A 19,477-nucleotide genomic window follows, 5' to 3' on the forward strand; every position below is an offset into this window, starting at 1 on the left:
CCCTTGGACTCGCGGCGGTCGGCTGCCACCGGCCTCTGTGCGTCCTTGTCGTTTGATTGGTGCGGGCAAAAGCCCGGTCTGGCGTCCGCGTTGCGGACGCTCGGCATTCTATTGCCAGTCAAATCCCTCGAAGGAAACAGGGGGGTCGTTGCCGCGATACGGCAAGGACCATGACAGGATAAAGGCTGGGCGAAGAGATGGAAGAAATTTGGGGGCAGGCATGTATCAAACTGGAACAATCCGTCGGACCAAATAATTTCAATCACTGGATCAAGCCTCTCCGCCTGACCGCCCTGGACGAAGGGGTGGCGCGGTTCGCCAGCCCCACGCGCTTCATTTCCGATTGGGTAAGCCGTCATTTCGCCGATGACATCATGGGTGAATTGTCCCGTCACGGTCAGCAAGTCGAACGGCTTCGCTTTGAGGTGATCCCGCAAGAGGCTGTTCAGCCCGGTGCGTCCGGCGGAAAGAACGCCTCCCGCCCGGCAGCAGTAGCCCGGGAACTGAACAGCACCGGCAAGGCCGAGCTTGGCGCACCGCTTGACCCGCGCTTTACCTTTGGCAATTTCGTTGTCGGCAAGCCCAACGAACTGGCGCATGCCGCCGCCCGCCGTGTGTCCGAGGGCGGACCTGTCGGCTTCAACCCGCTTTTCCTTTATGGAGGTGTTGGGTTGGGCAAGACGCATCTGATGCATGCGATTGCACATGATTACCAACAACGTGATCCATCGGCACGGGTGTTGTATCTCTCTGCCGAGCAATTCATGTATCGTTTCGTACAGGCTCTGCGCGAAAGCACGATCATGGACTTCAAGGGCATGTTCCGGAACGTGAACATGCTGATGGTGGATGACGTGCAGTTCATCGCTGGCAAGGATAGCACACAGGAAGAATTCTTTCATACATTCAATGCACTGGTCGACCAGGGTAAGCAGATCGTCATATCGGCGGATCGCACGCCGGCGGAAATCAAGGGCCTGGAAGAGCGGATCAAGTCGCGCCTTTCCTGCGGCCTGATCGTCGATCTGCATCCCACTACCTACGAGTTGCGCCTGGGCATCCTGCAGTCCAAGACCGAAGCATTCCGTCAGCAGCAGCCGGATCTGCAGATCGGCAACGGCGTTCTGGAATTCCTTGCAAATCGAATCACCACCAATGTCCGCGTGCTTGAAGGCGCGCTTCAACGGCTGTTTGCTCATGCCAGCCTTCTGCGCCGCGAGATCACGCTGGAAGTCGCCCAAGAGTGCCTGACCGACATCCTGCGCACCAATGACCGCAAGATCTCGATCGACGATATCCAGCGCAAGGTGGCCGAGCATTACAATATCCGCCTTGCCGACATGATGGGCCCCAAGCGGGCGCGGAACGTGGCCCGGCCGCGTCAGATTGCGATGTATCTGTCGAAACAGCTCACCAATCGCTCGCTGCCCGAGATAGGGCGCAGGTTCGGCGGACGCGATCACACCACCATCATGCACGGTGTTCGCAAGATCGAGGAACTGGCGGGTGAAGATCTTGGGCTGGCAGAGGATATCGCTCTTCTCCGGCGGCAACTCGAAGCCTGAAACCGGGGCTATCATGAAATCCTTGTGACCGTCACGGCAGGCGGTTACAAAACAGGTCCGTGGAATGGGCCGCATGGCCTGAAGGGACAGGGAAGAGCGATGAAATTCTCGATCGAGCGCGCCGTTCTGGTCAAAGCCGTGTCGCAGGCCCAATCGGTTGTCGAGCGGCGCAACACAATTCCCATTCTCGCCAATGTCCTCATTGAGGCGGCCCCCGATGGTGTCAGCTTCCGTGCGACCGATCTGGATGTCGAGGTCGTGGATCGTGCAGTTGCCCAGGTGGAACGGCCCGGTGCAACCACCGTCAGCGCCATCATGCTCAACGAGATCGCCAGAAAGCTGCCTGATGGCGCATTGGTCCAGATTACCTCGGACGATGCGGCGGGTCGGCTGACCGTCGAGGCGGGCCGGTCGAATTTCAGCCTCGCCACGCTCCCGCGCGAGGATTTTCCGGTTCTGGCGGCGACCGAATACAGTGCCAATTTCACTGCTCCGGCTTCGGTTTTGCGACGGCTGTTCGACAAGGCGAAATTTGCCATATCGACCGAAGAGACGCGCTATTACCTCAATGGCGTTTACATGCATGTGGCGGAATCCGAAGATGGCCCGATGCTGCGCTGCGTTGCGACCGACGGCCATCGCCTGGCCCGCATAGACGCTCCGTTGCCCGATGGTGCCGCCGGGCTGCCGGGCGTCATCGTTCCGCGCAAGACGGTGGGCGAGTTGCGTAAGCTGCTGGATGACGACGATGCCGATATTGCTGTCTCTGTCAGCGAGACCAAGATACGATTTGCGACGGCAGAGATCACCCTGACCTCTAAGGTCATCGACGGCACTTTCCCGGATTACTCCCGTGTCATTCCCGCGAACAACACCCGCAAGCTCGAGGTCGATGCCAGTGATTTCGCCCGCGCCGTGGATCGCGTGGCGACGGTCAGCAGCGAACGCTCGCGCGCCGTCAAGCTGGCGTTGGAATCCGACCGGCTGGTTCTGTCGGTGAATGCGCCCGATTCCGGCGCCGCGGAAGAGGAACTGATCGTGGCCTATTCCGATGACCCGCTGGAGATCGGCTTTAACGCCAAATACCTGCAAGAGATCGCCAGCCAGGTCGATCGCGACAACGCGGTGTTCATGTTCAACGGTTCGGGCGATGCCGCGCTGATCCGCGAAGGCAGTGATCAAAGCGCGATCTATGTCGTCATGCCGATGCGGGTGTGACGGTTACGACTCTTTCGCTGGCGCAGTTCCGGTCCTGGCCACGGCTGGATCTGGAACTCGACCAGTGCCCCATGGCGATCTTTGGCCCGAACGGATCGGGCAAGACCAATATCCTGGAAGCGGTGTCCATGCTGGCTCCCGGGCGCGGGCTTCGGGCGGTTCCCGCCCCCGAGCAGGCCCGGCAAGGGCGCGATGCCGGCTGGCGGATCAGGGCATGTATCGGCGATCACGAGGTCGAGACCACAGCCCCGCCCGGTCAGTCCCGCGTTGTCGCGATCGATGACAAGCAGGTGCCGCAGACCGCTTTGGGGCGGTTGCTACGGGTGATCTGGCTGGTGCCGGCGATGGACCGGCTCTGGTCCGATACGCCCGATACGCGCCGCAGGTTCATGGACAGGGTCGCGCTCAGCCTGTTTCCGGATCATGCCGAACATGCGCTTGCCTATGACAAATCCATGCGTGAACGGAACCGCCTGCTGAAGGACCAGGTGACCGATCCCGGCTGGTATCGGGCGCTGGAGTCGCAGATGGGTGCGGCAGGCGCAGTCCTGACCCGCAACCGGCAAGCGGCGCTGACGCGGATCATGGCGGCACAGGACGAGGCCGCGACCGGGTTTCCGGCAGCGACCCTGACCCTTATGCCCGGCGAAGGCCAGGCCGACGATCCGGACGAGCAAAGCATCGCCGCGAGATTGGCCTCGATGCGCGCGCGAGATCTGGCGGCGGGGCGCAGCCTGACCGGACCGCATCGCGCCGATCTGGGCGCGTGTTGGGGACCGCAGGAGATGCCCGCGGCATTGTCATCGACCGGAGAGCAGAAGGCGCTGCTTCTGTCGCTTGTCCTGGCCAATGCCCGCGCCCTGTCGGATCAGCCGGTGGTTCTGCTGCTGGACGAGGTCGCGGCGCATCTTGATGCGGAAAGGCGCGCGGCATTGTATGATCAGATCACGGTCTTGCCGGCGCAAACATTGCTGACGGGAACGGGTCCGGAGTTGTTCACCGATTTCGGCGCGAGGGCGCGACGGCTGTCGGTTCGTAAAGATGGCGGCGCCTCCAGCGCCGAGGAGGTTGAATGACACTGCCAGCAGAATCGATCTGGCTTTATGCCATTGCCATGATCGGAATCTGGTTCACACCCGGGCCGGTCTGGGTGGCAATCATCGCGCGAGCGCTCGCTTCGGGCTTCAGGGGTGTCTGGCCGCTGGCGATCGGGGTCGCCATTGGCGATGCGATATGGCCGCTGATCGCGATTTTCGGGCTGGCCGTGATCGTTTCGCAAAACGCCATGCTAATCGAGGCGATGCGGTGGGTCGCCGCCGCGGTCTTTATCGGCATGGGCCTCATGCTGTTGCGCAAGGCATCGCAGCCGGTCGAACGCGATTCGCGCCTGACCCGCAGTGGCACTTGGGCGGGGTTCTCGGCGGGCCTCTTGGCCATCGCCGGAAATCCCAAGGCGGCATTGTTCTATGTCGGCGTGCTGCCGGGTTTCTTCGATGTCACGGTGCTGACCGGCCCGGATGTCACGACCATCGTTGTCATGTCCTGCGCGATTCCCTTTTGCCTCAATCTTGGCATGGGCGGGGCAATCGCCGCCGCACGTTCAAAGCTGTCCAGCCCGACCGGTTTGCGACGGATGAACCTGGTCTCGGGCGGGCTTTTGATCGCGGTTGGATGTGTCATCGGGCTGGGCCAGGCGCTGGCCGGCTGAACCCGGCCGGAGCGGTGGAAAAAACCCAGTGTTTGCCGTGACTTTCCTTTCGCGAATGGCTATATCATCAGCAGATTGACAGGAACGATAGCACATGACCAACACCGCCCCGCAACCAGCAGATTACGGTGCAGATTCCATTAAAGTTCTCAAGGGGTTGGAAGCCGTTCGCAAACGGCCCGGCATGTATATCGGTGATACCGACGATGGTAGCGGCCTGCATCACATGGTCTACGAGGTCGTCGATAACGGCATCGACGAGGCACTGGCCGATTATGCCGATTATGTGAAGGTCGAAATCCACGCCGATAACAGCGTCAGCGTCCGTGACAATGGCAGGGGCATTCCGGTCGAGATGCATTCCGGCGAAGGAGTCAGCGCTGCCGAGGTCATCATGACCCAGCTTCATGCGGGCGGAAAATTCGACCAGAACAGCTACAAGGTCTCGGGCGGTTTGCACGGCGTCGGCGTCTCGGTCGTGAATGCGCTCAGCGATTGGCTGGAACTGCGTATCTGGCGCAACGGCAAGGAACATTACGCCCGCTTCGAGCATGGCGATACCGTTGAACATTTGCGCGTGGTCGGTGATGCGGCGGAAGGGGAAACCGGGACCGAGGTGCGTTTCCTGGCCTCGGCCAAGACGAACGACCCGAACGGCACCTTCAGCAATCTTGAATACAGCTTCAAGACGCTGGAAAACCGCCTGCGGGAGCTTGCTTTCCTGAACAGCGGCGTGCGCATCATCCTGGAGGATCGGCGCCATGCCGACCTGCAGCGGACCGAATTGTTCTATGAAGGCGGCGTGCGCGAGTTCGTGAAATATCTCGACCGTTCCAAGACGCCTGTCATGCCCGAGCCCATTTTCATCTCGGGCGAGCGCAACGACATCGGTGTCGAGGTCGCGATGTGGTGGAACGACAGCTATCACGAAACCGTGCTGCCTTTTACCAACAACATCCCGCAGCGGGATGGTGGCACCCATCTGGCGGGCTTTCGCGGGGCGCTGACGCGGGTGATCAACCAATATGCGCAATCCAGCGGTATCGCGAAAAAGGAAAAGGTCGATTTCACTGGCGACGACGCGCGCGAGGGGCTGACCTGCGTGCTGTCGGTCAAGGTCCCCGACCCGAAGTTTTCCAGCCAGACCAAGGACAAGCTGGTTTCAAGCGAGGTTCGGCCCGCGGTCGAGGGCATGGTAAACGAAAAGCTGGCCGAATGGTTCGAGGAAAACCCGAACGAGGCCAAGCAGATCGTCGGCAAGATCATCGAGGCGGCCTTGGCGCGCGAGGCTGCCCGCAAGGCGCGCGAACTGACCCGTCGCAAGACCGCGATGGATGTCGCCAGCCTGCCCGGCAAGCTTGCCGATTGCCAGGAAAAGGATCCGTCCCTGTCCGAATTGTTCATTGTCGAGGGTGACTCGGCGGGCGGTTCGGCCAAGCAGGGCCGCTCGCGCAAGAATCAGGCGGTGCTGCCCCTGCGCGGCAAGATCCTGAATGTGGAGCGCGCGCGTTTCGACCGGATGCTGTCTTCGGAAACGGTCGGCACGCTCATCACGGCCCTGGGAACGGGGATCGGGCGGGACGAGTTTGACCTGTCCAAACTGCGCTATCACAAGATCATCATCATGACCGATGCCGATGTGGACGGCGCGCATATCCGGACATTGTTGTTGACGTTCTTCTTCCGTCAGATGCCGGAACTGATCGAGGCGGGGCATCTCTATATTGCTCAGCCGCCGCTCTACAAGGTTGGGCGGGGCCGGTCCGAGGTTTATCTGAAAAACGAGGCGGCGCTGGAGGATTACCTGATTCAGCAGGGTGTCGAAGGCGCTGCGTTGCGGCTTGGCTCGGGCGAAGAGATCGTGGGGAACGATCTTGGCCGGGTTGTCGAAGAGGCGCGCATCGCCCGCCGAATCCTGCGTGCCTATCCGACCCATTACCCGCCGCATATCACCGAACAGGCGGCGATCGCCGGAGCGCTGGTCCCGGGGCGAGTCGATTCGGATGCACAGCGCGTGGCCGATGCGGTTGCGGCGCGTCTGGACATGGTTGCCGAAGAATACGAGCGCGGCTGGTCCGGGCGCCCAACCCAGGATGGCGGCATACGCCTGATCCGGATGCTGCGTGGAGTCGAGGAAAGCCGCACATTGGACGGCCAGATGCTTCGCAGCGGCGAAAGCCGCCGTCTTGGAGAGATGACTCAAGCGCTTCAGGAAATCTATGCCGAACCTGCCCGGCTGGTTCGCAAGGATCGTGAGGTGCCGATCTTCGGCCCGCTTGGCCTGCTTGCGGCGATTTTCCTTGAGGGAGAAAAAGGACTTTCTCTTCAACGCTATAAAGGGCTGGGCGAGATGAATCCCGATCAGCTGTGGGAGACGACGCTGGACCCTGTTGCCCGAACCATGTTGCAGGTGCGTATCGAGGATGTCGCCGAGGCGGAAGACCTGTTCACCAAGCTGATGGGCGATGTCGTGGAGCCGCGGCGCGAATTCATCCAGCAGAATGCACTGAGCGTCGAGAACCTCGATATCTGACAATCAAAATGGCGTGTGTGTTGTAAAACTGCTGCATTAGATGGTGCTTTTGTGCTTTCTATCAGCTTTAAGGCCAGTGTCAGATTGCAATTTCAGCAATGAGCGCGTTATCTGCACTTACCCCTGCCTGTATGCGTTTGCAGGATTTGCTTTGCATGCGGCACCCCAAAGTATTGGATTGGAGAATCGAAATGCGTGGAAAATTTCTTGCCACGGTCTGCGCGGTTTCAGGCGTTACCATCGCGGCTACCGGTGCAGCTTTTGCCGGCGGCTATGTTGCCCCGGTTGTTGAAGAGACCCCTATCGTCGTAGAGCCGACCCCGGTTTCCGATTGGGCGGGCGCCTATGCCGGTGGATCGCTTGGTTATTCGTTCGGTGGCGATGATGAAGTCGGGCTTGAGCCGCGTCTACCGGATGGCACTTCACTCGGCGTGGATGGTAATCTTGGTGACGTGGACATGAAAGGCGTTACCGCAGGGCTGCATGCCGGCTATCGCTGGCAGCGCGGCAACTGGGTCTTTGGTCCGGAACTCGGCATCGAAGGCGGCAGCGTCGACGGAAGCACCGAGCTTGCTGGTTATGACGGCACAGAGATGGAGTCCTCGCTGAACTATCTCGTCGGCCTGAAGATGAAGACCGGCTATGCCTTCAACCCGCAAACGCTGGTCTACGGTACCTTCGGTGTCGCTCATGGTGATTTCGACTACGAGCTCTCTCGTGGGGACGAGTCGGTTACCGAGAGCTTCTCGGATACCGGTCTTACGGCGGGCCTTGGTGTCGAGCGTAAGCTGAACGACAAGCTGTCGATGTTCGCGGAATGGGAATATCGTCACTTTGAAAACACCGATGTCAGCTTCGATGCTGGTGCAGCTGGTTCGCTGGTCACCGCGGCTTCTCCGTCGCACCACAATGTCAAGGTTGGTGTGAACTACCGCTTCTGATCCATCGGATCGGTTGAAATCAGGGCCGGCCGCGTTGCGAGCCGGCCCTTTTCATTGGTTAACGGGATATGCCTCAAGCCTTGCCGCTCCCGCCTGCAGTTTTATCGGGGTAAGCGTAATGGCCGCGCCTCGAAAATGGTTTCCATCGAGAAAACACCCGTCACCCGTTCGAGGTTCATATCCTCGATCAATGCCTTGTAGCAGCGGTCATAGCCGCTCATCGACGTGGTCACGAGCTTGGCCATGTAATCCCATTCTCCACCGATTCTGTGAAATTCGGTGATCTCCGGTATCGATTCGACGCGCACACGAAAGCGACGGGCCCAGGCATCGTCATGATGCCGGGTGCGAATCATCACGAACACCGTCAGATGCAACCCCGCCCGGGCCGCGTCGATGACGGCGCGGCTTCCCTGCAGTATCCCGGCCTCGGTCAGCTTCTGCAAACGCCGCCAGCAGGCGTTTTGCGATAATCCGATTCGCTCTGCCAATTCGCGCTGCGACAAGGAGGCATCCTGTTGCAGCGCCGCCAGGATACGGTGGTCGATTTCGTCGATATCCATATTTCTATCGATCATTTCAACTAACCTTTAAGGCCATTCTTGAAAAATTCATATCAATTTTACCGATATCCCGTGTCATCCTGTTTCCTGACGAACATGGAGGCAGCGCGTGAACTTCTTTGCGGAATTTCGGAAGAACCTGGGCGATCTGCACGCCCTGCATAACGGGTTGATCGGACGCGAAACGCAGGTTCCCGGGCCGTTCGGACCGCATAGGATGATCTATGCCGATTACGTCGCATCGGGGCGCGCCTTGCGGCAGGTCGAGCAGACGATCATGGAAGAAGTTCTGCCATATTATGCCAACAGCCATACCGAGGCCAGCCATTGCGGTGCCATGATGACCCGTTTGCGGCGGGCGGCACGGGCCGAAATCCTGCGCTATGCGAGAGGTGGCGATGAACATGCGGTCATCTTCACCGGCTCCGGCGCCACGGCAGGCCTGAACCGGCTGGTCCATCTGTTTGGTATCGGGCCGGGTTGGACCGTCTTGATCGGTCCCTATGAACATCACTCGAATATCCTGCCCTGGCGCGAGAGTGGCGCAAGAGTGGTCGAGATACCCGAAGCCGGGGCAGGTGGCCCGGATATGGTCGCGATCAGGGCGGAACTCGCAATGGGCGGGCCGGTTCTCGGATCGTTTTCGGCGGCTTCCAATGTGACGGGGGTGGTCACCGATGTCGCGGCGGTGACACGGTTGATGAAGGGGCATGGAGCCAAGATCCTGTGGGATTATGCCGGTGGCGCACCTTATCTGCCTATCGACATGGGATTGGGAATGGATGCAGTCGTTGCCTCTCCGCATAAGTTCATTGGCGGGCCGGGGGCGACGGGGATCATCATCCTGCGCCGGGATGCGGTAAGAGCGACGCGCCCGACCCAACCGGGAGGCGGCACAGTCCGCTTCGTAAACTCGACCGGCCAGGATTATGCCAGCACCGTGGAGGCACGGGAGGAAAGCGGGACGCCCAATGTCCTGGGCGATATCCGGGCAGCCATGGTATTCGCACTGAAAGACAGGATCGGGCAGCCGCAAATCGACGCCATCCATTCACGTTGGCTGAATAAGGCGGGAAGGCTGGATTCCACACCCGGATTGCAAATGCTGGGGCATCCCACGGCAGCACGTTTGCCAATCTTCGCTTTCCGGGTGCGTGATGGGCGGGGCGGCTTCATTCACCATCAACTGGCGACCCGCATGCTGTCCGATCTCTATGGCATCCAAGCGCGGGGCGGTTGCGCCTGTGCCGGACCCTATGTTCATCGGCTGCTGGGAATAGATGACCGGGAATCGGCGCGATTGCGGGCCGCGATATTGCGTGGTGAGGAGATACGAAAACCCGGCTTCGTCCGCCTGAACCTGTGCTGGGCGGCACCGGAAAGCGAAATCGACACGATCCTTGATGCGCTTTGCGATCTGGCCGGAAATGCGTCACGCTATGCGGACCGTTACTCCTGTGATCCCACCACGGCGATTTTCAGCCCGGTCGCGGCCTGATTATCCGAATCACAGAAACGCGCCCTGCGTGTGGCTGCATATTCACGAACCAGCGCGACCCGGTGAGGGCGAAAGCTCTTGCCGGTCTGATGCAGCGCCTCGATGCGGTTGACGTGGAAGATCCGGAAATCCATCCGCAAGCGGCAATAGGCCAGAAGCATCAACGTATTCTGTGAATAGGACAGGCCAAGCGGCCAGATCACCCTGCTTGTCGCTGCACCCTTGAGATCCGTGTAATCGATCTCGAGAGCCATCTCGTCCCAGCATGCCGCCCGGATTACCGCGAGGTCCACACGGGGCGGAACGCGGTCTGGCCCGGCGTCAAAGCTGCGCATGACTGCGTGCAATGCCTGTCGTGACTGACGCTCGGGCAAAGTGGCGATGATACGGGCAAGCGCGTCATGAGCCGCCGAGGTCAGTTCCGGGTCACCGATACGGCCAAGAGCATCAACCGCCAGCCGCAGCGCCTCGATCTCGAGACGTGAAAAGCTTTGCGGCGGCAACGCCGGATCTTCGGTCAGGGTATAGCCCAGCCCTGCCTCGCCATCTATCAACGCTCCGCCGGCCCTTAGCGTCGCGATGTCCCGGTAAAGCTGCCGCAGGGACACACCGGTTTCCTCGGCCAGTCTCGTAGCAGTGACGGGCGCGGGCAGACGGCGCAACAGATCCATCAATCGCATCAGGCGGTCGGTGCGGGCCATACTGCCTCTTTCTGTCAGTGGGGTTCGTCTAATCCTTGCTCATCAACCGTCAAGGAGACAACCCATGCTGACACTTTATCATGCCGCCAACAGCCGCTCGACCACGATCGTTCAGCTTATCGAGGAAATGGGGCTGACCGGGCAGGTCGATATCGTTGATGTCACGATCCCGCGACAGGATGGCTCGGGTGGCCGCGATCCCCGGAACCCGCATCCCGAGGGCAAGGTGCCATATCTCGTGAATGGGGGCGATCATATCCGGGAGCGCGGCGCGATCATCGTCTATCTGACCGACATGTTCCCGGACAGCGGGCTTGGACGATCGGCAGGAGATCCGCAGCGAGGCGAATATCTGTCATGGCTGTTCTATTACCAGGGCGTGATGGAACCCGTCATGATCCTGAAATTCGTGCAGATCGGTCATCCTGCCATAGAGGCGTCGCTGCGTGATTACGACACCATGTTGACAAGGCTGGACGAGGTGCTTGGCAAGCAACCCTATCTTCTGGGCGAGAATTTCAGCGCTGCCGACCTGCTCTGCTCCGGGCCCTTCGCCTGGTTTGGGGATCAACTGCCATCAACCCCGGTCATCGACGCATGGGTCGCCCGTTGCCAGGACCGGGATGCCGTAAGGAGGGTTCAGGCAAGAGACAATTCCTGAGCGAAAGCCGCCGCTTTCAAAAGCAAACCCCCGTGGCAAAAGCCACGGGGGCCGCTGAATACGCGTGATCGCGTCGTCTTACAGTGCGCCTTCGCGCTGTGCCTTTTTACGGGCCAGCTTGCGGGCGCGGCGTACGGCCTCTGCCTTTTCACGGGCTTTCTTGACCGACGGCTTCTCGAAATGCTGCCGAAGCTTCATCTCGCGGAAGACCCCTTCGCGCTGAAGTTTCTTCTTCAGGGCGCGAAGCGCCTGTTCGACATTGTTGTCGCGAACATTGACCTGCATGTGGTTGTCACCACCTTCCTAGGTTAGAGTTGATCTGATTGCAGGAGGCGCTCTTCTAGCAGCGAAGAGCGTCCTTGTCCAGATAGAGGCCCGGAAACCATGCAGACAGATCGTGAAACCTTGTTGAATGCGGCTCTCGACCATGTTCCTTTCGAGGGAATGAATGATCGCGCCCTGCTTGCGGGGGCGGCGGATATCGAAATGCCCGAATCACTGGCGCATGTGCATTTCCCGCAGGGCGGAGCGGGGCTGGCCGCCGCCTATCATCGTCGCGCCGACGCGGAGTTGCGCGAATGGTTGACGGTCACGCGGCCCGAGGGGCGCTTTCGCGACCGGATCACGGCTGCTGTCTGGCACCGTCTTTCGCTGGTTCAACCGGAACTGGTGCGTGCCGGGGCGGCAACGCTGGCCCTTCCCGGAAATGCGGCGCTCGGCGCCCGCCTGTTGTGGGAGACGGCGGACGTCATCTGGTCCGGGCTGGGCGACAATTCGGAAGACGCCAACTGGTATAGCAAGCGTGCGACTCTCTCGGCGGTTATCGGGACAACAGTTCTGTTCTGGCTGGGGGACGACTCGGATCACCACATGAAGACCCGCGATTTTCTTGACCGCCGGATCGACGGGGTAATGCGTTTCGAGAAAGCCAAGGCATCGCTGCGCAAGGTCCCGGGCGCTGTGGCATTCGGTGATCTGGCTTTCGGCTGGATACGCGCGCCGCGGCGGCGTAACCTGCCGGGGAAGATGCAGACAAGATAAGGAAGCGCCATGTTCTCCGACACGATGAAGGCTATCGAGATCGCCACGCCAGGTGACGCAGACGGGTTGCGGATTACCGGCCGCCCGGTCCCGGTGCCCGGGCATGATCAAATCCTGATCAAGATTGCCTATGCCGGTGTGAACCGCCCGGATGTCCTGCAGCGGCAGGGCTCTTACGCGCCGCCGCCCGGTGCTTCGGACCTGCCTGGGCTGGAAGCCTCGGGCGAGGTCGTGGGGGTTGGCGCGGGTGTCACCCGCTGGCGCAAGGGCGACAAGGTGGCTGCGCTTCTGCCTGGGGGCGGTTACGCGGAATACGCGGTTTGCAACGCCGATCACGCGCTCGCGATTCCCGGGGGGTTGAGTCTGCGCGAGGCCGCTTGCCTGCCCGAGACGGCATTCACCGTATGGTCGAATGTCGTGACCCGCGGCGATTTGCAGGCCGGAGAGCGGTTCCTTGTCCATGGCGGCACCTCCGGCATCGGGATGATGGCGATCCAGGTGGCGCGCGCGCTTGGCGCACGTGTTTGGGCAACAGCCGGAAGCGATGAAAAATGTGCGGCTGTGACCGGGATCGGGGCAACCGCGATCAATTACCGCAAAGAGGATTTCGTCGAGAAGATGGCCGCTGAAGGTGGCGCGAACCTGATCCTCGACATGGTTGGTGGAAGCTATATTCCGCGCAACATCAAGGTTTTGGCGAATGATGGCCGGCTGGTGATGATCGCCTTTCTCGAAGGCCCGAAGGCCGAGTTGAACTTTGCCCAGATCATGGTGAAGCGGCTGACCGTCACCGGCTCGACCCTGCGTCCCCAATCGGATGCGGCCAAGGCCGGGATCGCGCAGGCGCTGCGTGACCGGCTCTGGCCACTGATCGAGTCGGGTGCGGTGAAGGTGACTATCGATAGCGAATTCGCCCTGAAGGATGCAGCTGACGCCCATCGCCGCATGGAAGGCAGCGGGCATATCGGCAAGATCGTTCTGAAGGTCTCAGGCGACTGATCCGGCTCCGTTGCGGAAAGCGGCGGCGGCCAGCCCCGCGCGCCGCCCGGTTGCGAGGCATCCGGTGATCAGGTAGCCGCCTGTCGGGGCCTCCCAGTCCAACATTTCTCCGGCAACGAAAACGCCGGGGAGGGCGCGGAGCTGCAGGTCGTCCGTAACTGCTGTGCGAGAGATGCCGCCGGCAGTCGAGATCGCCTGTTCCAGCCCCACCGGTCCGTCATGGCGCAAGGGAAGGGCCCTGGCATGTTTCGCCCAGCCCGCGATATCCGTGGGCCAGGGCTGTCCCCATTCCAGCAGCAGGGCGGTTTTCACTGGATCGCCGATTATTCGCCGCAACCAGTTGCCGATGGACAGCTTGCCCCTGGGTCTTTGAAAGCGCCGACTGGCCGCCGTATCGTCCAGATCCGGCAGCAGATCCACCTTTGCCTCTGCTCCATCCCGGATCAGCGCCGCGACTTCATAGATGCCGCCACCTTCAATGCCATGGCGGGAGATTATCCATTCCCCACGGGAAACCTGATGCCCTGCATGGACCGCTGCTCCTTTCACCGCCAATCCGAAATACCGCTCCATGGCGGGCGACCAATGAACTTGCAGTCCCATATTTGCGGGTCGGAACCGGGTAATATCCACCCCTGCGGCCTGCAATACGGGAACCCATCCGCCATCGGAACCCAAGCGCGGCCAGCTTGCACCACCCAAGGCCAGAACCGTCACGGATGGGGCCAGCAACCTGCTACCTTCCGGCGTGGCAAAGCGAAAACCACCGTTCAGGCCGATCCATTTCCAGCGCGTGCGCAACTCCACTCCGTTTCCACGTAGCCTGGCCAGCCATGAACGCAACAATGGCGAGGCTTTCATTCCGACGGGAAACACTCGCCGGGTCGAGCCGGTGAACAGTTCGACTCCCAGATCCTCCGCCCATTTCCTGACCTCGTTTGGTCCGAAACCGGGTCTTTCGCTGTCCCAATATCCCAGTGCTTCGCGGGCGCTGCCACTGAATCGCCGGGTAAAATCGGGCAAGGATTCGTCCTTGGTCAGGTTCAATCCCGACTTGCCCGCCATCAGGAATTTTCGCGCCGGTGTTGGCATGGCCTCGGTGATTACCACGCGCTGCCCGGCGTTTGCGAGCATCTCGGCCGCCATCAACCCGGCCGGACCAGCCCCGATGACCAGCGCATCGACCTGTTCGGTCACCGCCTGCCCCGATGGCTCATGGCAAGGCGGATAAGCGCACGCTCTACCAGGGCCATTTGCGGTGCCCGGCTGGAGCTCCGCAAGGTCAGATCGGTGGTCAGCAGTTGCGAAACCGCTTCTTCCAACGTTGCCACACCCCAGTTCTGCGCCTGCCGTGCCATCCGCTCGCGGCGCGGGCCGAAAACCGGGGGACGCATACGCGATAGCCCGGCACCCGGCCCTTGTGGATCGGCGGCAGCCATATGCAGCGCCCGGAAATGCCTGAGGGCGGCGATGCACAGGCTGACCGGTGTAATCCCCTGCCCCTCGATCCGCCGCATCAATGGCCCGAACTCATCCGAGCGTCCTTCGGCCACCACATGCAGCAGTTCGTCCATCTCCGCCTCTATGGTGGCAGGAGCGTTCAGGGCGATTTCGGCAGGGGTCAAAGGCGAGGAATCACCGTATTTATACAATCCGATCTTCTCTATGGTCTGGCGCATATCCCCGGGATCCAGCGCGCGTGCAAGCATCATCAGGTCGCGCATCGCGTCACGCGGCACTTCGCGAATGCCCGCGGCTTCCAGCCAGCGGGTGATCTCGTCCTCGCCGGGAGGATCGTCATAAACCGGCGCGGCCACAGCCTGTTTATGCGCCTCGAACAATTTGCGAAGTGCCGAGGATTTTGCGAGCCCACCGGCGGTGATCACGATTACCGCATCGCCGGGCTGCCACGCCTCCAACGCAGCCCCGATCGCGTCGGCGCCACTGTCGGGCGTATCCTCGGCCAGCACGACCCGGGGTCCGGGAAAGAACCCGACTTCCTTGATCGCGTCCATCAGGGAGGCGGGGTCTTTCTTCAATCCCGCTCCGGCAAGCCGGGTCAGCCGCATCTCTTCCTCGGCATTTTCGCCGACCAGAGAGGCGACCGCCTCGGCCCGCTTCAGTGCCACGCGCATCGCATCCTGGCCATAGATCAGCAGGGCGGGGCGCGACGGATCCGGCCGCGCGAGGTAGCGGGCGATCTCTCCGCCCTTCAGATTCATGTTTCGGGCAATGCGGCAGAAGCCGCCAGCAAGCGTGTGACCACCTGATCGGCGAGCATCCGGGCCAATCGCTCTCTCGCGTCGCGTTCAGCGCTGAGTGTGGCGATGGTGGTGCCGGTGGTCGAATAGGACGTGAAGCTGCTGACCCGTCCCGAGGCGAACACCTTGCCCGAGCTGTCCCTGAGCGAGAAATCCGCCGTCCCGTTCAGCGAATAGCGGGTAGTGACCTCATCGGGTGTGATCGCCTGCGGCACAACGCCGATGCTGACGAGGTAGTCAAGATCATACAGCGCCTGTCCGTCCGGACCCAACCTTTCCGCCAACCGGCGGTTGAAGGCGAAATCCTCGTAGGTTTTCGGATCGCGAGGCCGGATCTTGCCGAACAGCCGGTCGCCTGCGCCTCCGGGGCCATAAACGGGGGTTAGTCCGCAGGCGGCCAGGGCCAGCAAGCCGGCAAGGGCCGCGCGGCGGGTGAGGCGATCAGGCAACGACATTGACGATCCGTCCCGGGACCACGATCAGTTTTTTCGGAGTCGCCCCGTCAAGGAAGCGCTGCACGGTGTCATCGGCCAGCACCAGCGCCTCGATCTGATCCTTGGGCATGTCCTTGGCCACGCTGATCTCGGCCCGGCGCTTGCCGTTGATCTGGATGGGCAGGGTCACGGTATCATCCTCCAGCATTGCCGGATCCGGTTCGGGCCAGCCGGCATCGACAACCATGCCCTGACCGCCCGCCATTGACCAGACCTCCTCGGCCAGATGCGGCACCATCGGCGCCATCAACTGGGCCAGGATTCGCAACACCTCCCTGCGCGGTTCACCGCCCGCCCCCGACTTGCCAACGGCGTTGGCCAGTTCATACAGCTTTGCCACGGCCTTGTTGAATGCGAATCCTTCGATGGATTTCGTCACATCGGCAATCGCCCGGTGCGCAGCGCGTGTCAGTTCGGGGTCTTCTCCGCCGCCACGGGTTTCCTCGGCCAGCCTGTAGACGCGGGACAGGAACTTGCTGGCGGCCTCGGCGCCCGCGGCGGTCCATTCCACGTCGCGCTCGGGCGGGCTGTCGGACAGCATGAACCAGCGCGCGGTATCGGCGCCAAAGCTGGATACGATATTGACCGGATCGACGACATTCTTCTTGGATTTCGACATCTTGGCCGAGGGAACCACCTCGACCGGGGTGCCGTCGGCCAATTTGCCGTCGGTCACATCCTCGGGCAGATGATAGACCGGGCGGCCACGCGTGTCGCGGGTCATGTAGATTTCATGCGTCACCATGCCCTGGGTGAACAACGCATTGAACGGCTCTTTCGCGGTTTCCGGAAGATGACCCGTCTTGACCATCGCACGGGCGAAGAAGCGGGAATAGAGCAGATGCAGGATCGCGTGTTCGATTCCGCCGATATACTGGTCCACATTCATCCAGTAATCGGCATCCGCCCGGTTCGTCGGCGTATCGGCACGCGAAGAGGTGAAGCGCGCGTAATACCACGAGGAATCCACGAAGGTATCCATTGTATCCGTTTCACGCAGCGCCTTACCCCCGCATTTCGGACAGCTGGCCTGCCGCCAGGTCGGATGCCGATCCAGGGGGTTTCCGGGCTGGTCAAAGCTGACATCCTGCGGCAGCAGAACCGGCAGGTTCTCTTTCGCTTCGGGAACCGTTCCGCAAGTCTCGCAATGCACAACCGGGATCGGACACCCCCAATAGCGCTGCCGGGAAATGCCCCAGTCACGCAGGCGGAACTTCGTCACGCCCTTGCCATAGCCCTCGGCTTCGGCATGGGCGATGGCGGCGTCGACGGCGGCCTCGCCGGTCTGCTCCGTCTTGCCCGCGAAACCGCGCACATAGGTGACGACTTCTGACTTCAGCGGCACATAGGCGGCCTTGGCGACCATTGCATCGGCCTGGGCCAGATCCATGCCGCGCTCTCCGAAAGTGGCGCGAATCGGCAGGCCGTATTTCGTGGCGAATTCGTGGTCGCGCTCGTCATGTGCCGGAGAGCCGAATATCGCGCCGGTGCCGTAATCCATCAGCACGAAATTCGCGATCCAGACTGGCAACTGCCATTCCGGGTCCAGCGGATGGCGAACGGTCAGCCCGGTGTCGAAACCCATCTTGGGCGCGGTTTCGATGGCTTCCTCGGTGGTGCCGATCCGGCGGCATTCCTCGCAGAAATCCGCAACCTCGGGCCGCCCGGCTGCGAGTGTCCGGATGATCGGATGATCCGGTGACAGCGCCACGAAAGAGGCTCCCATCAGCGTATCGGGGCGGGTGGTGTAAACTTCGATGGCATCGAAGCCTTGCGAGGCATCCGTCGCGGCAAAGCTGAATTGCAGTCCGCGAGACTTGCCGATCCAGTTCTGCTGCATCAGCCGCACCTTGTCGGGCCAGCCCGTCAGCCCCTCCAGCGCCTCCAGCAATTCCTCGGAATAATCCGAGATGCGAAAGAACCATTGCGTCAGTTCCTTGCGCTCGACCGGAGCGCCCGAGCGCCAGCCCTTGCCGTCAATCACCTGCTCGTTGGCCAGAACGGTCATGTCGACCGGATCCCAGTTGACCTGCGCCGATTTGCGGGTGATCAGCCCTGCGTCGAGGAAATCCAGGAACAGTGCCTGCTGTTGCGCGACATAAGAATCGTCGCAAGTGGCGAATTCCCGGCTCCAGTCGATGGACAAGCCAAGAGGCTTCAATTGTTCGCGCATCGTGGCGATATTGCCATAGGTCCAGTCGCGCGGGTGGCCGCCCTGTTCCATCGCGGCGTTCTCGGCGGGCATGCCGAAAGCGTCCCAGCCCATCGGATGCAGGACGCTGAAACCCTGCGCGCGCTTGAAGCGCGCGACGACATCGCCCATCGTGTAATTGCGGACATGACCCATATGGATGCGCCCGGATGGATAGGGGAACATCTCCAGCACGTAGTATTTCGGCCGCTCGTCGCGGATGGCGGTAAAGCTGTCGGCATCGGCCCAGGCCTTCTGCCATCGGGCTTCGCTGCTGGAGGGATCATAGGGCATGTCGGACCTCGGGCGTCATTCACTGGCCAGCCGGATGTATACGGCGGCCGGGCTCAGGTCCAGTGGTGCATGCAGCGGGTGCTATAGCCTGCCGTCGCGGACGCGCAGCTGCCTTGCCCGGGTCAGGATGGCATCCTCGACGGCCCGCACGGTTCCCGGCGCAACGGCCGCCCCGCCCGGACCCTGCAATGACAGCTTGAGCGAGCGCGCATCCATCGCCGGATCGCTGATCTTGACTGTCGCGCGATAGGACCGGCCACCGCCCGGAGGCGTGCCATAGCCGGTCACGATAACCCCGGTAAAGGGATCGACGGACTGGATGGGCAGGAAGTTCAGCACCTCGAGGCTGGCATTCCAAAGATACTTGTTCACCGCGACCGTGGTGTTCGGATTTGTCCGGTTGCCGAAAACCTCCCAGATCGTGGTCTGGCGCGCATCGGGGCGCATATCCGGGGTGAATGCGGCGTCGTCGTCATTGCCGCCCCTGCCGCCACCGCCGCACGCGGCAAGACCGACGCAAAGCGTGGTAACGATAATCAGTTTCGCTGCGCCTACCGTCTTCATGTAATCCCCCGGTTTTTCGCCTTGAACGCAGCTTTAGCGCGGATAACCCCCCTGCGACAAGCGCCTTGGCGAAGCCGGATCGGCGCCACATTCGCAATATGGACACGGTGCACTCGAATAGTGTGGCGCATGTGCATCACAGAATCCGTTAATCAGGTAGCGGAAACGGCGATTCCGTTGCATCACGAATGTGAAAATAGGAAACACATTTCATACCCAAGGCGGTAATGCCGGTTTGGGCATCA

General features: G+C 61.4%; 18 protein-coding genes. 10 read left to right on the forward strand and 8 right to left on the reverse strand.

The features are described 5' to 3' along the window. Positions 1-197 precede the first annotated feature (197 nt). The 6 genes from dnaA (at position 198) to C9E81_RS10170 (ending at position 7,965) form a co-directional block, all read left to right on the forward strand. Entirely contained in the window at positions 198-1,565 is a 1,368-nt protein-coding gene (dnaA, locus tag C9E81_RS10145; protein WP_122112201.1) for a chromosomal replication initiator protein DnaA, read from the forward strand. A gap of 99 nt (positions 1,566-1,664) precedes the next feature. Further along, complete coding sequence (dnaN, locus tag C9E81_RS10150) at positions 1,665-2,783, forward strand: DNA polymerase III subunit beta (RefSeq protein ID WP_122112202.1); 1,119 nt, start codon at positions 1,665-1,667, stop codon at positions 2,781-2,783. Further along, positions 2,780-3,859, forward strand: a complete 1,080-nt coding sequence (recF, locus tag C9E81_RS10155) for a DNA replication/repair protein RecF (RefSeq protein ID WP_122112203.1) — start codon at positions 2,780-2,782, stop codon at positions 3,857-3,859. Before dnaN ends, recF begins: the two co-directional genes overlap by 4 nt. After that, a complete protein-coding gene (locus C9E81_RS10160; RefSeq protein WP_122112204.1) occupies positions 3,856-4,491 on the forward strand; it encodes a LysE family translocator in 636 nt (211 codons plus the stop codon). Before recF ends, C9E81_RS10160 begins: the two co-directional genes overlap by 4 nt. 94 nt (positions 4,492-4,585) lie before the next feature. Beyond that, positions 4,586-7,024, forward strand: coding sequence for a DNA topoisomerase (ATP-hydrolyzing) subunit B (gene gyrB, locus C9E81_RS10165; RefSeq protein ID WP_122112205.1), 2,439 nt, complete (start codon positions 4,586-4,588; stop codon positions 7,022-7,024). Positions 7,025-7,215: 191 nt separating this feature from the next. Further along, positions 7,216-7,965, forward strand: a complete 750-nt coding sequence (locus tag C9E81_RS10170; protein WP_166461872.1) for an outer membrane protein — start codon at positions 7,216-7,218, stop codon at positions 7,963-7,965. Positions 7,966-8,066: 101 nt separating this feature from the next. On the opposite strand, the gene C9E81_RS10175 is transcribed toward C9E81_RS10170, so the two are convergent. Then, complete coding sequence (locus C9E81_RS10175; protein ID WP_122112207.1) at positions 8,067-8,543, reverse strand: Lrp/AsnC family transcriptional regulator; 477 nt, start codon at positions 8,541-8,543, stop codon at positions 8,067-8,069. A gap of 94 nt (positions 8,544-8,637) precedes the next feature. Here C9E81_RS10175 and C9E81_RS10180 point away from each other — a divergent pair, with 94 nt between their 5' ends. Continuing rightward, positions 8,638-10,026, forward strand: coding sequence for an aminotransferase class V-fold PLP-dependent enzyme (locus C9E81_RS10180; protein WP_243698597.1), 1,389 nt, complete (start codon positions 8,638-8,640; stop codon positions 10,024-10,026). Here C9E81_RS10180 and C9E81_RS10185 read toward each other — a convergent pair. Further along, positions 9,978-10,727 carry a helix-turn-helix transcriptional regulator gene (locus C9E81_RS10185; RefSeq protein WP_122112208.1) on the reverse strand — a complete coding sequence of 250 codons (750 nt, stop codon included), beginning with the start codon at positions 10,725-10,727 and terminating at the stop codon, positions 9,978-9,980. The two genes, C9E81_RS10180 and C9E81_RS10185, sit on opposite strands and share 49 nt — an antisense overlap. A gap of 64 nt (positions 10,728-10,791) precedes the next feature. Here C9E81_RS10185 and C9E81_RS10190 point away from each other — a divergent pair, with 64 nt between their 5' ends. Beyond that, positions 10,792-11,388: a glutathione S-transferase family protein gene (locus tag C9E81_RS10190; protein ID WP_122112209.1), complete on the forward strand. Its 597-nt coding sequence runs from the start codon at positions 10,792-10,794 to the stop codon at positions 11,386-11,388. A 78-nt stretch (positions 11,389-11,466) separates the two neighbouring features. Here the strand turns inward: C9E81_RS10190 and rpsU are convergent, their stop codons facing one another. Next, positions 11,467-11,673: a 30S ribosomal protein S21 gene (rpsU, locus tag C9E81_RS10195; protein ID WP_022705914.1), complete on the reverse strand. Its 207-nt coding sequence runs from the start codon at positions 11,671-11,673 to the stop codon at positions 11,467-11,469. Between the two features lie 99 nt (positions 11,674-11,772). Between rpsU and C9E81_RS10200 the strand changes: the two genes are divergently transcribed. Both C9E81_RS10200 and C9E81_RS10205 read left to right on the forward strand, forming a co-directional pair. Beyond that, the gene (locus tag C9E81_RS10200; RefSeq protein ID WP_122112210.1) at positions 11,773-12,429 is read left to right on the forward strand and encodes a COQ9 family protein; all 657 of its coding nucleotides are present in this window, start codon (positions 11,773-11,775) and stop codon (positions 12,427-12,429) included. Between the two features lie 9 nt (positions 12,430-12,438). Then, the gene (locus C9E81_RS10205) at positions 12,439-13,428 is read left to right on the forward strand and encodes an NAD(P)H-quinone oxidoreductase (protein WP_122112211.1); all 990 of its coding nucleotides are present in this window, start codon (positions 12,439-12,441) and stop codon (positions 13,426-13,428) included. Here the strand turns inward: C9E81_RS10205 and C9E81_RS10210 are convergent. The 5 genes from C9E81_RS10210 to C9E81_RS10230 all read right to left on the reverse strand — a co-directional run bounded on the left by C9E81_RS10210 (position 13,417) and on the right by C9E81_RS10230 (position 19,232). Next, complete coding sequence (locus C9E81_RS10210) at positions 13,417-14,625, reverse strand: BaiN/RdsA family NAD(P)/FAD-dependent oxidoreductase (protein ID WP_166461873.1); 1,209 nt, start codon at positions 14,623-14,625, stop codon at positions 13,417-13,419. The two genes, C9E81_RS10205 and C9E81_RS10210, sit on opposite strands and share 12 nt — an antisense overlap. Further along, a complete protein-coding gene (holA, locus tag C9E81_RS10215; protein ID WP_122112212.1) occupies positions 14,622-15,650 on the reverse strand; it encodes a DNA polymerase III subunit delta in 1,029 nt (342 codons plus the stop codon). Before holA ends, C9E81_RS10210 begins: the two co-directional genes overlap by 4 nt. Further along, a complete protein-coding gene (gene lptE / locus C9E81_RS10220) occupies positions 15,647-16,144 on the reverse strand; it encodes an LPS assembly lipoprotein LptE (protein WP_122112213.1) in 498 nt (165 codons plus the stop codon). Before lptE ends, holA begins: the two co-directional genes overlap by 4 nt. Continuing rightward, entirely contained in the window at positions 16,131-18,668 is a 2,538-nt protein-coding gene (gene leuS, locus C9E81_RS10225; protein WP_122112214.1) for a leucine--tRNA ligase, read from the reverse strand. The genes lptE and leuS overlap by 14 nt, the downstream gene beginning before the upstream one ends. Before the next feature lie 81 nt (positions 18,669-18,749). Next, entirely contained in the window at positions 18,750-19,232 is a 483-nt protein-coding gene (locus C9E81_RS10230; protein WP_122112215.1) for a DUF3576 domain-containing protein, read from the reverse strand. Positions 19,233-19,477: the final 245 nt, after the last annotated feature.

Source organism: Paracoccus alkanivorans, assembly GCF_003697785.1.
Lineage (GTDB): Bacteria > Pseudomonadota > Alphaproteobacteria > Rhodobacterales > Rhodobacteraceae > Paracoccus > Paracoccus alkanivorans.

Coding starts and splice junctions, on each gene's coding strand:
- C9E81_RS10200 (WP_122112210.1), top strand. CDS start 11,773: ATGCAGACAGATCGTGAAACCTTGTTGAATGCGGCTCTCGACCATGTT.
- dnaA (WP_122112201.1), top strand. CDS start 198: ATGGAAGAAATTTGGGGGCAGGCATGTATCAAACTGGAACAATCCGTC.
- C9E81_RS10185 (WP_122112208.1), bottom strand. CDS start 10,727: ATGGCCCGCACCGACCGCCTGATGCGATTGATGGATCTGTTGCGCCGT.
- holA (WP_122112212.1), bottom strand. CDS start 15,650: ATGAATCTGAAGGGCGGAGAGATCGCCCGCTACCTCGCGCGGCCGGAT.
- C9E81_RS10190 (WP_122112209.1), top strand. CDS start 10,792: ATGCTGACACTTTATCATGCCGCCAACAGCCGCTCGACCACGATCGTT.
- C9E81_RS10170 (WP_166461872.1), top strand. CDS start 7,216: ATGCGTGGAAAATTTCTTGCCACGGTCTGCGCGGTTTCAGGCGTTACC.
- leuS (WP_122112214.1), bottom strand. CDS start 18,668: ATGCCCTATGATCCCTCCAGCAGCGAAGCCCGATGGCAGAAGGCCTGG.
- C9E81_RS10205 (WP_122112211.1), top strand. CDS start 12,439: ATGTTCTCCGACACGATGAAGGCTATCGAGATCGCCACGCCAGGTGAC.
- dnaN (WP_122112202.1), top strand. CDS start 1,665: ATGAAATTCTCGATCGAGCGCGCCGTTCTGGTCAAAGCCGTGTCGCAG.
- C9E81_RS10160 (WP_122112204.1), top strand. CDS start 3,856: ATGACACTGCCAGCAGAATCGATCTGGCTTTATGCCATTGCCATGATC.
- rpsU (WP_022705914.1), bottom strand. CDS start 11,673: ATGCAGGTCAATGTTCGCGACAACAATGTCGAACAGGCGCTTCGCGCC.
- C9E81_RS10230 (WP_122112215.1), bottom strand. CDS start 19,232: ATGAAGACGGTAGGCGCAGCGAAACTGATTATCGTTACCACGCTTTGC.
- gyrB (WP_122112205.1), top strand. CDS start 4,586: ATGACCAACACCGCCCCGCAACCAGCAGATTACGGTGCAGATTCCATT.
- C9E81_RS10175 (WP_122112207.1), bottom strand. CDS start 8,543: ATGATCGATAGAAATATGGATATCGACGAAATCGACCACCGTATCCTG.
- lptE (WP_122112213.1), bottom strand. CDS start 16,144: ATGTCGTTGCCTGATCGCCTCACCCGCCGCGCGGCCCTTGCCGGCTTG.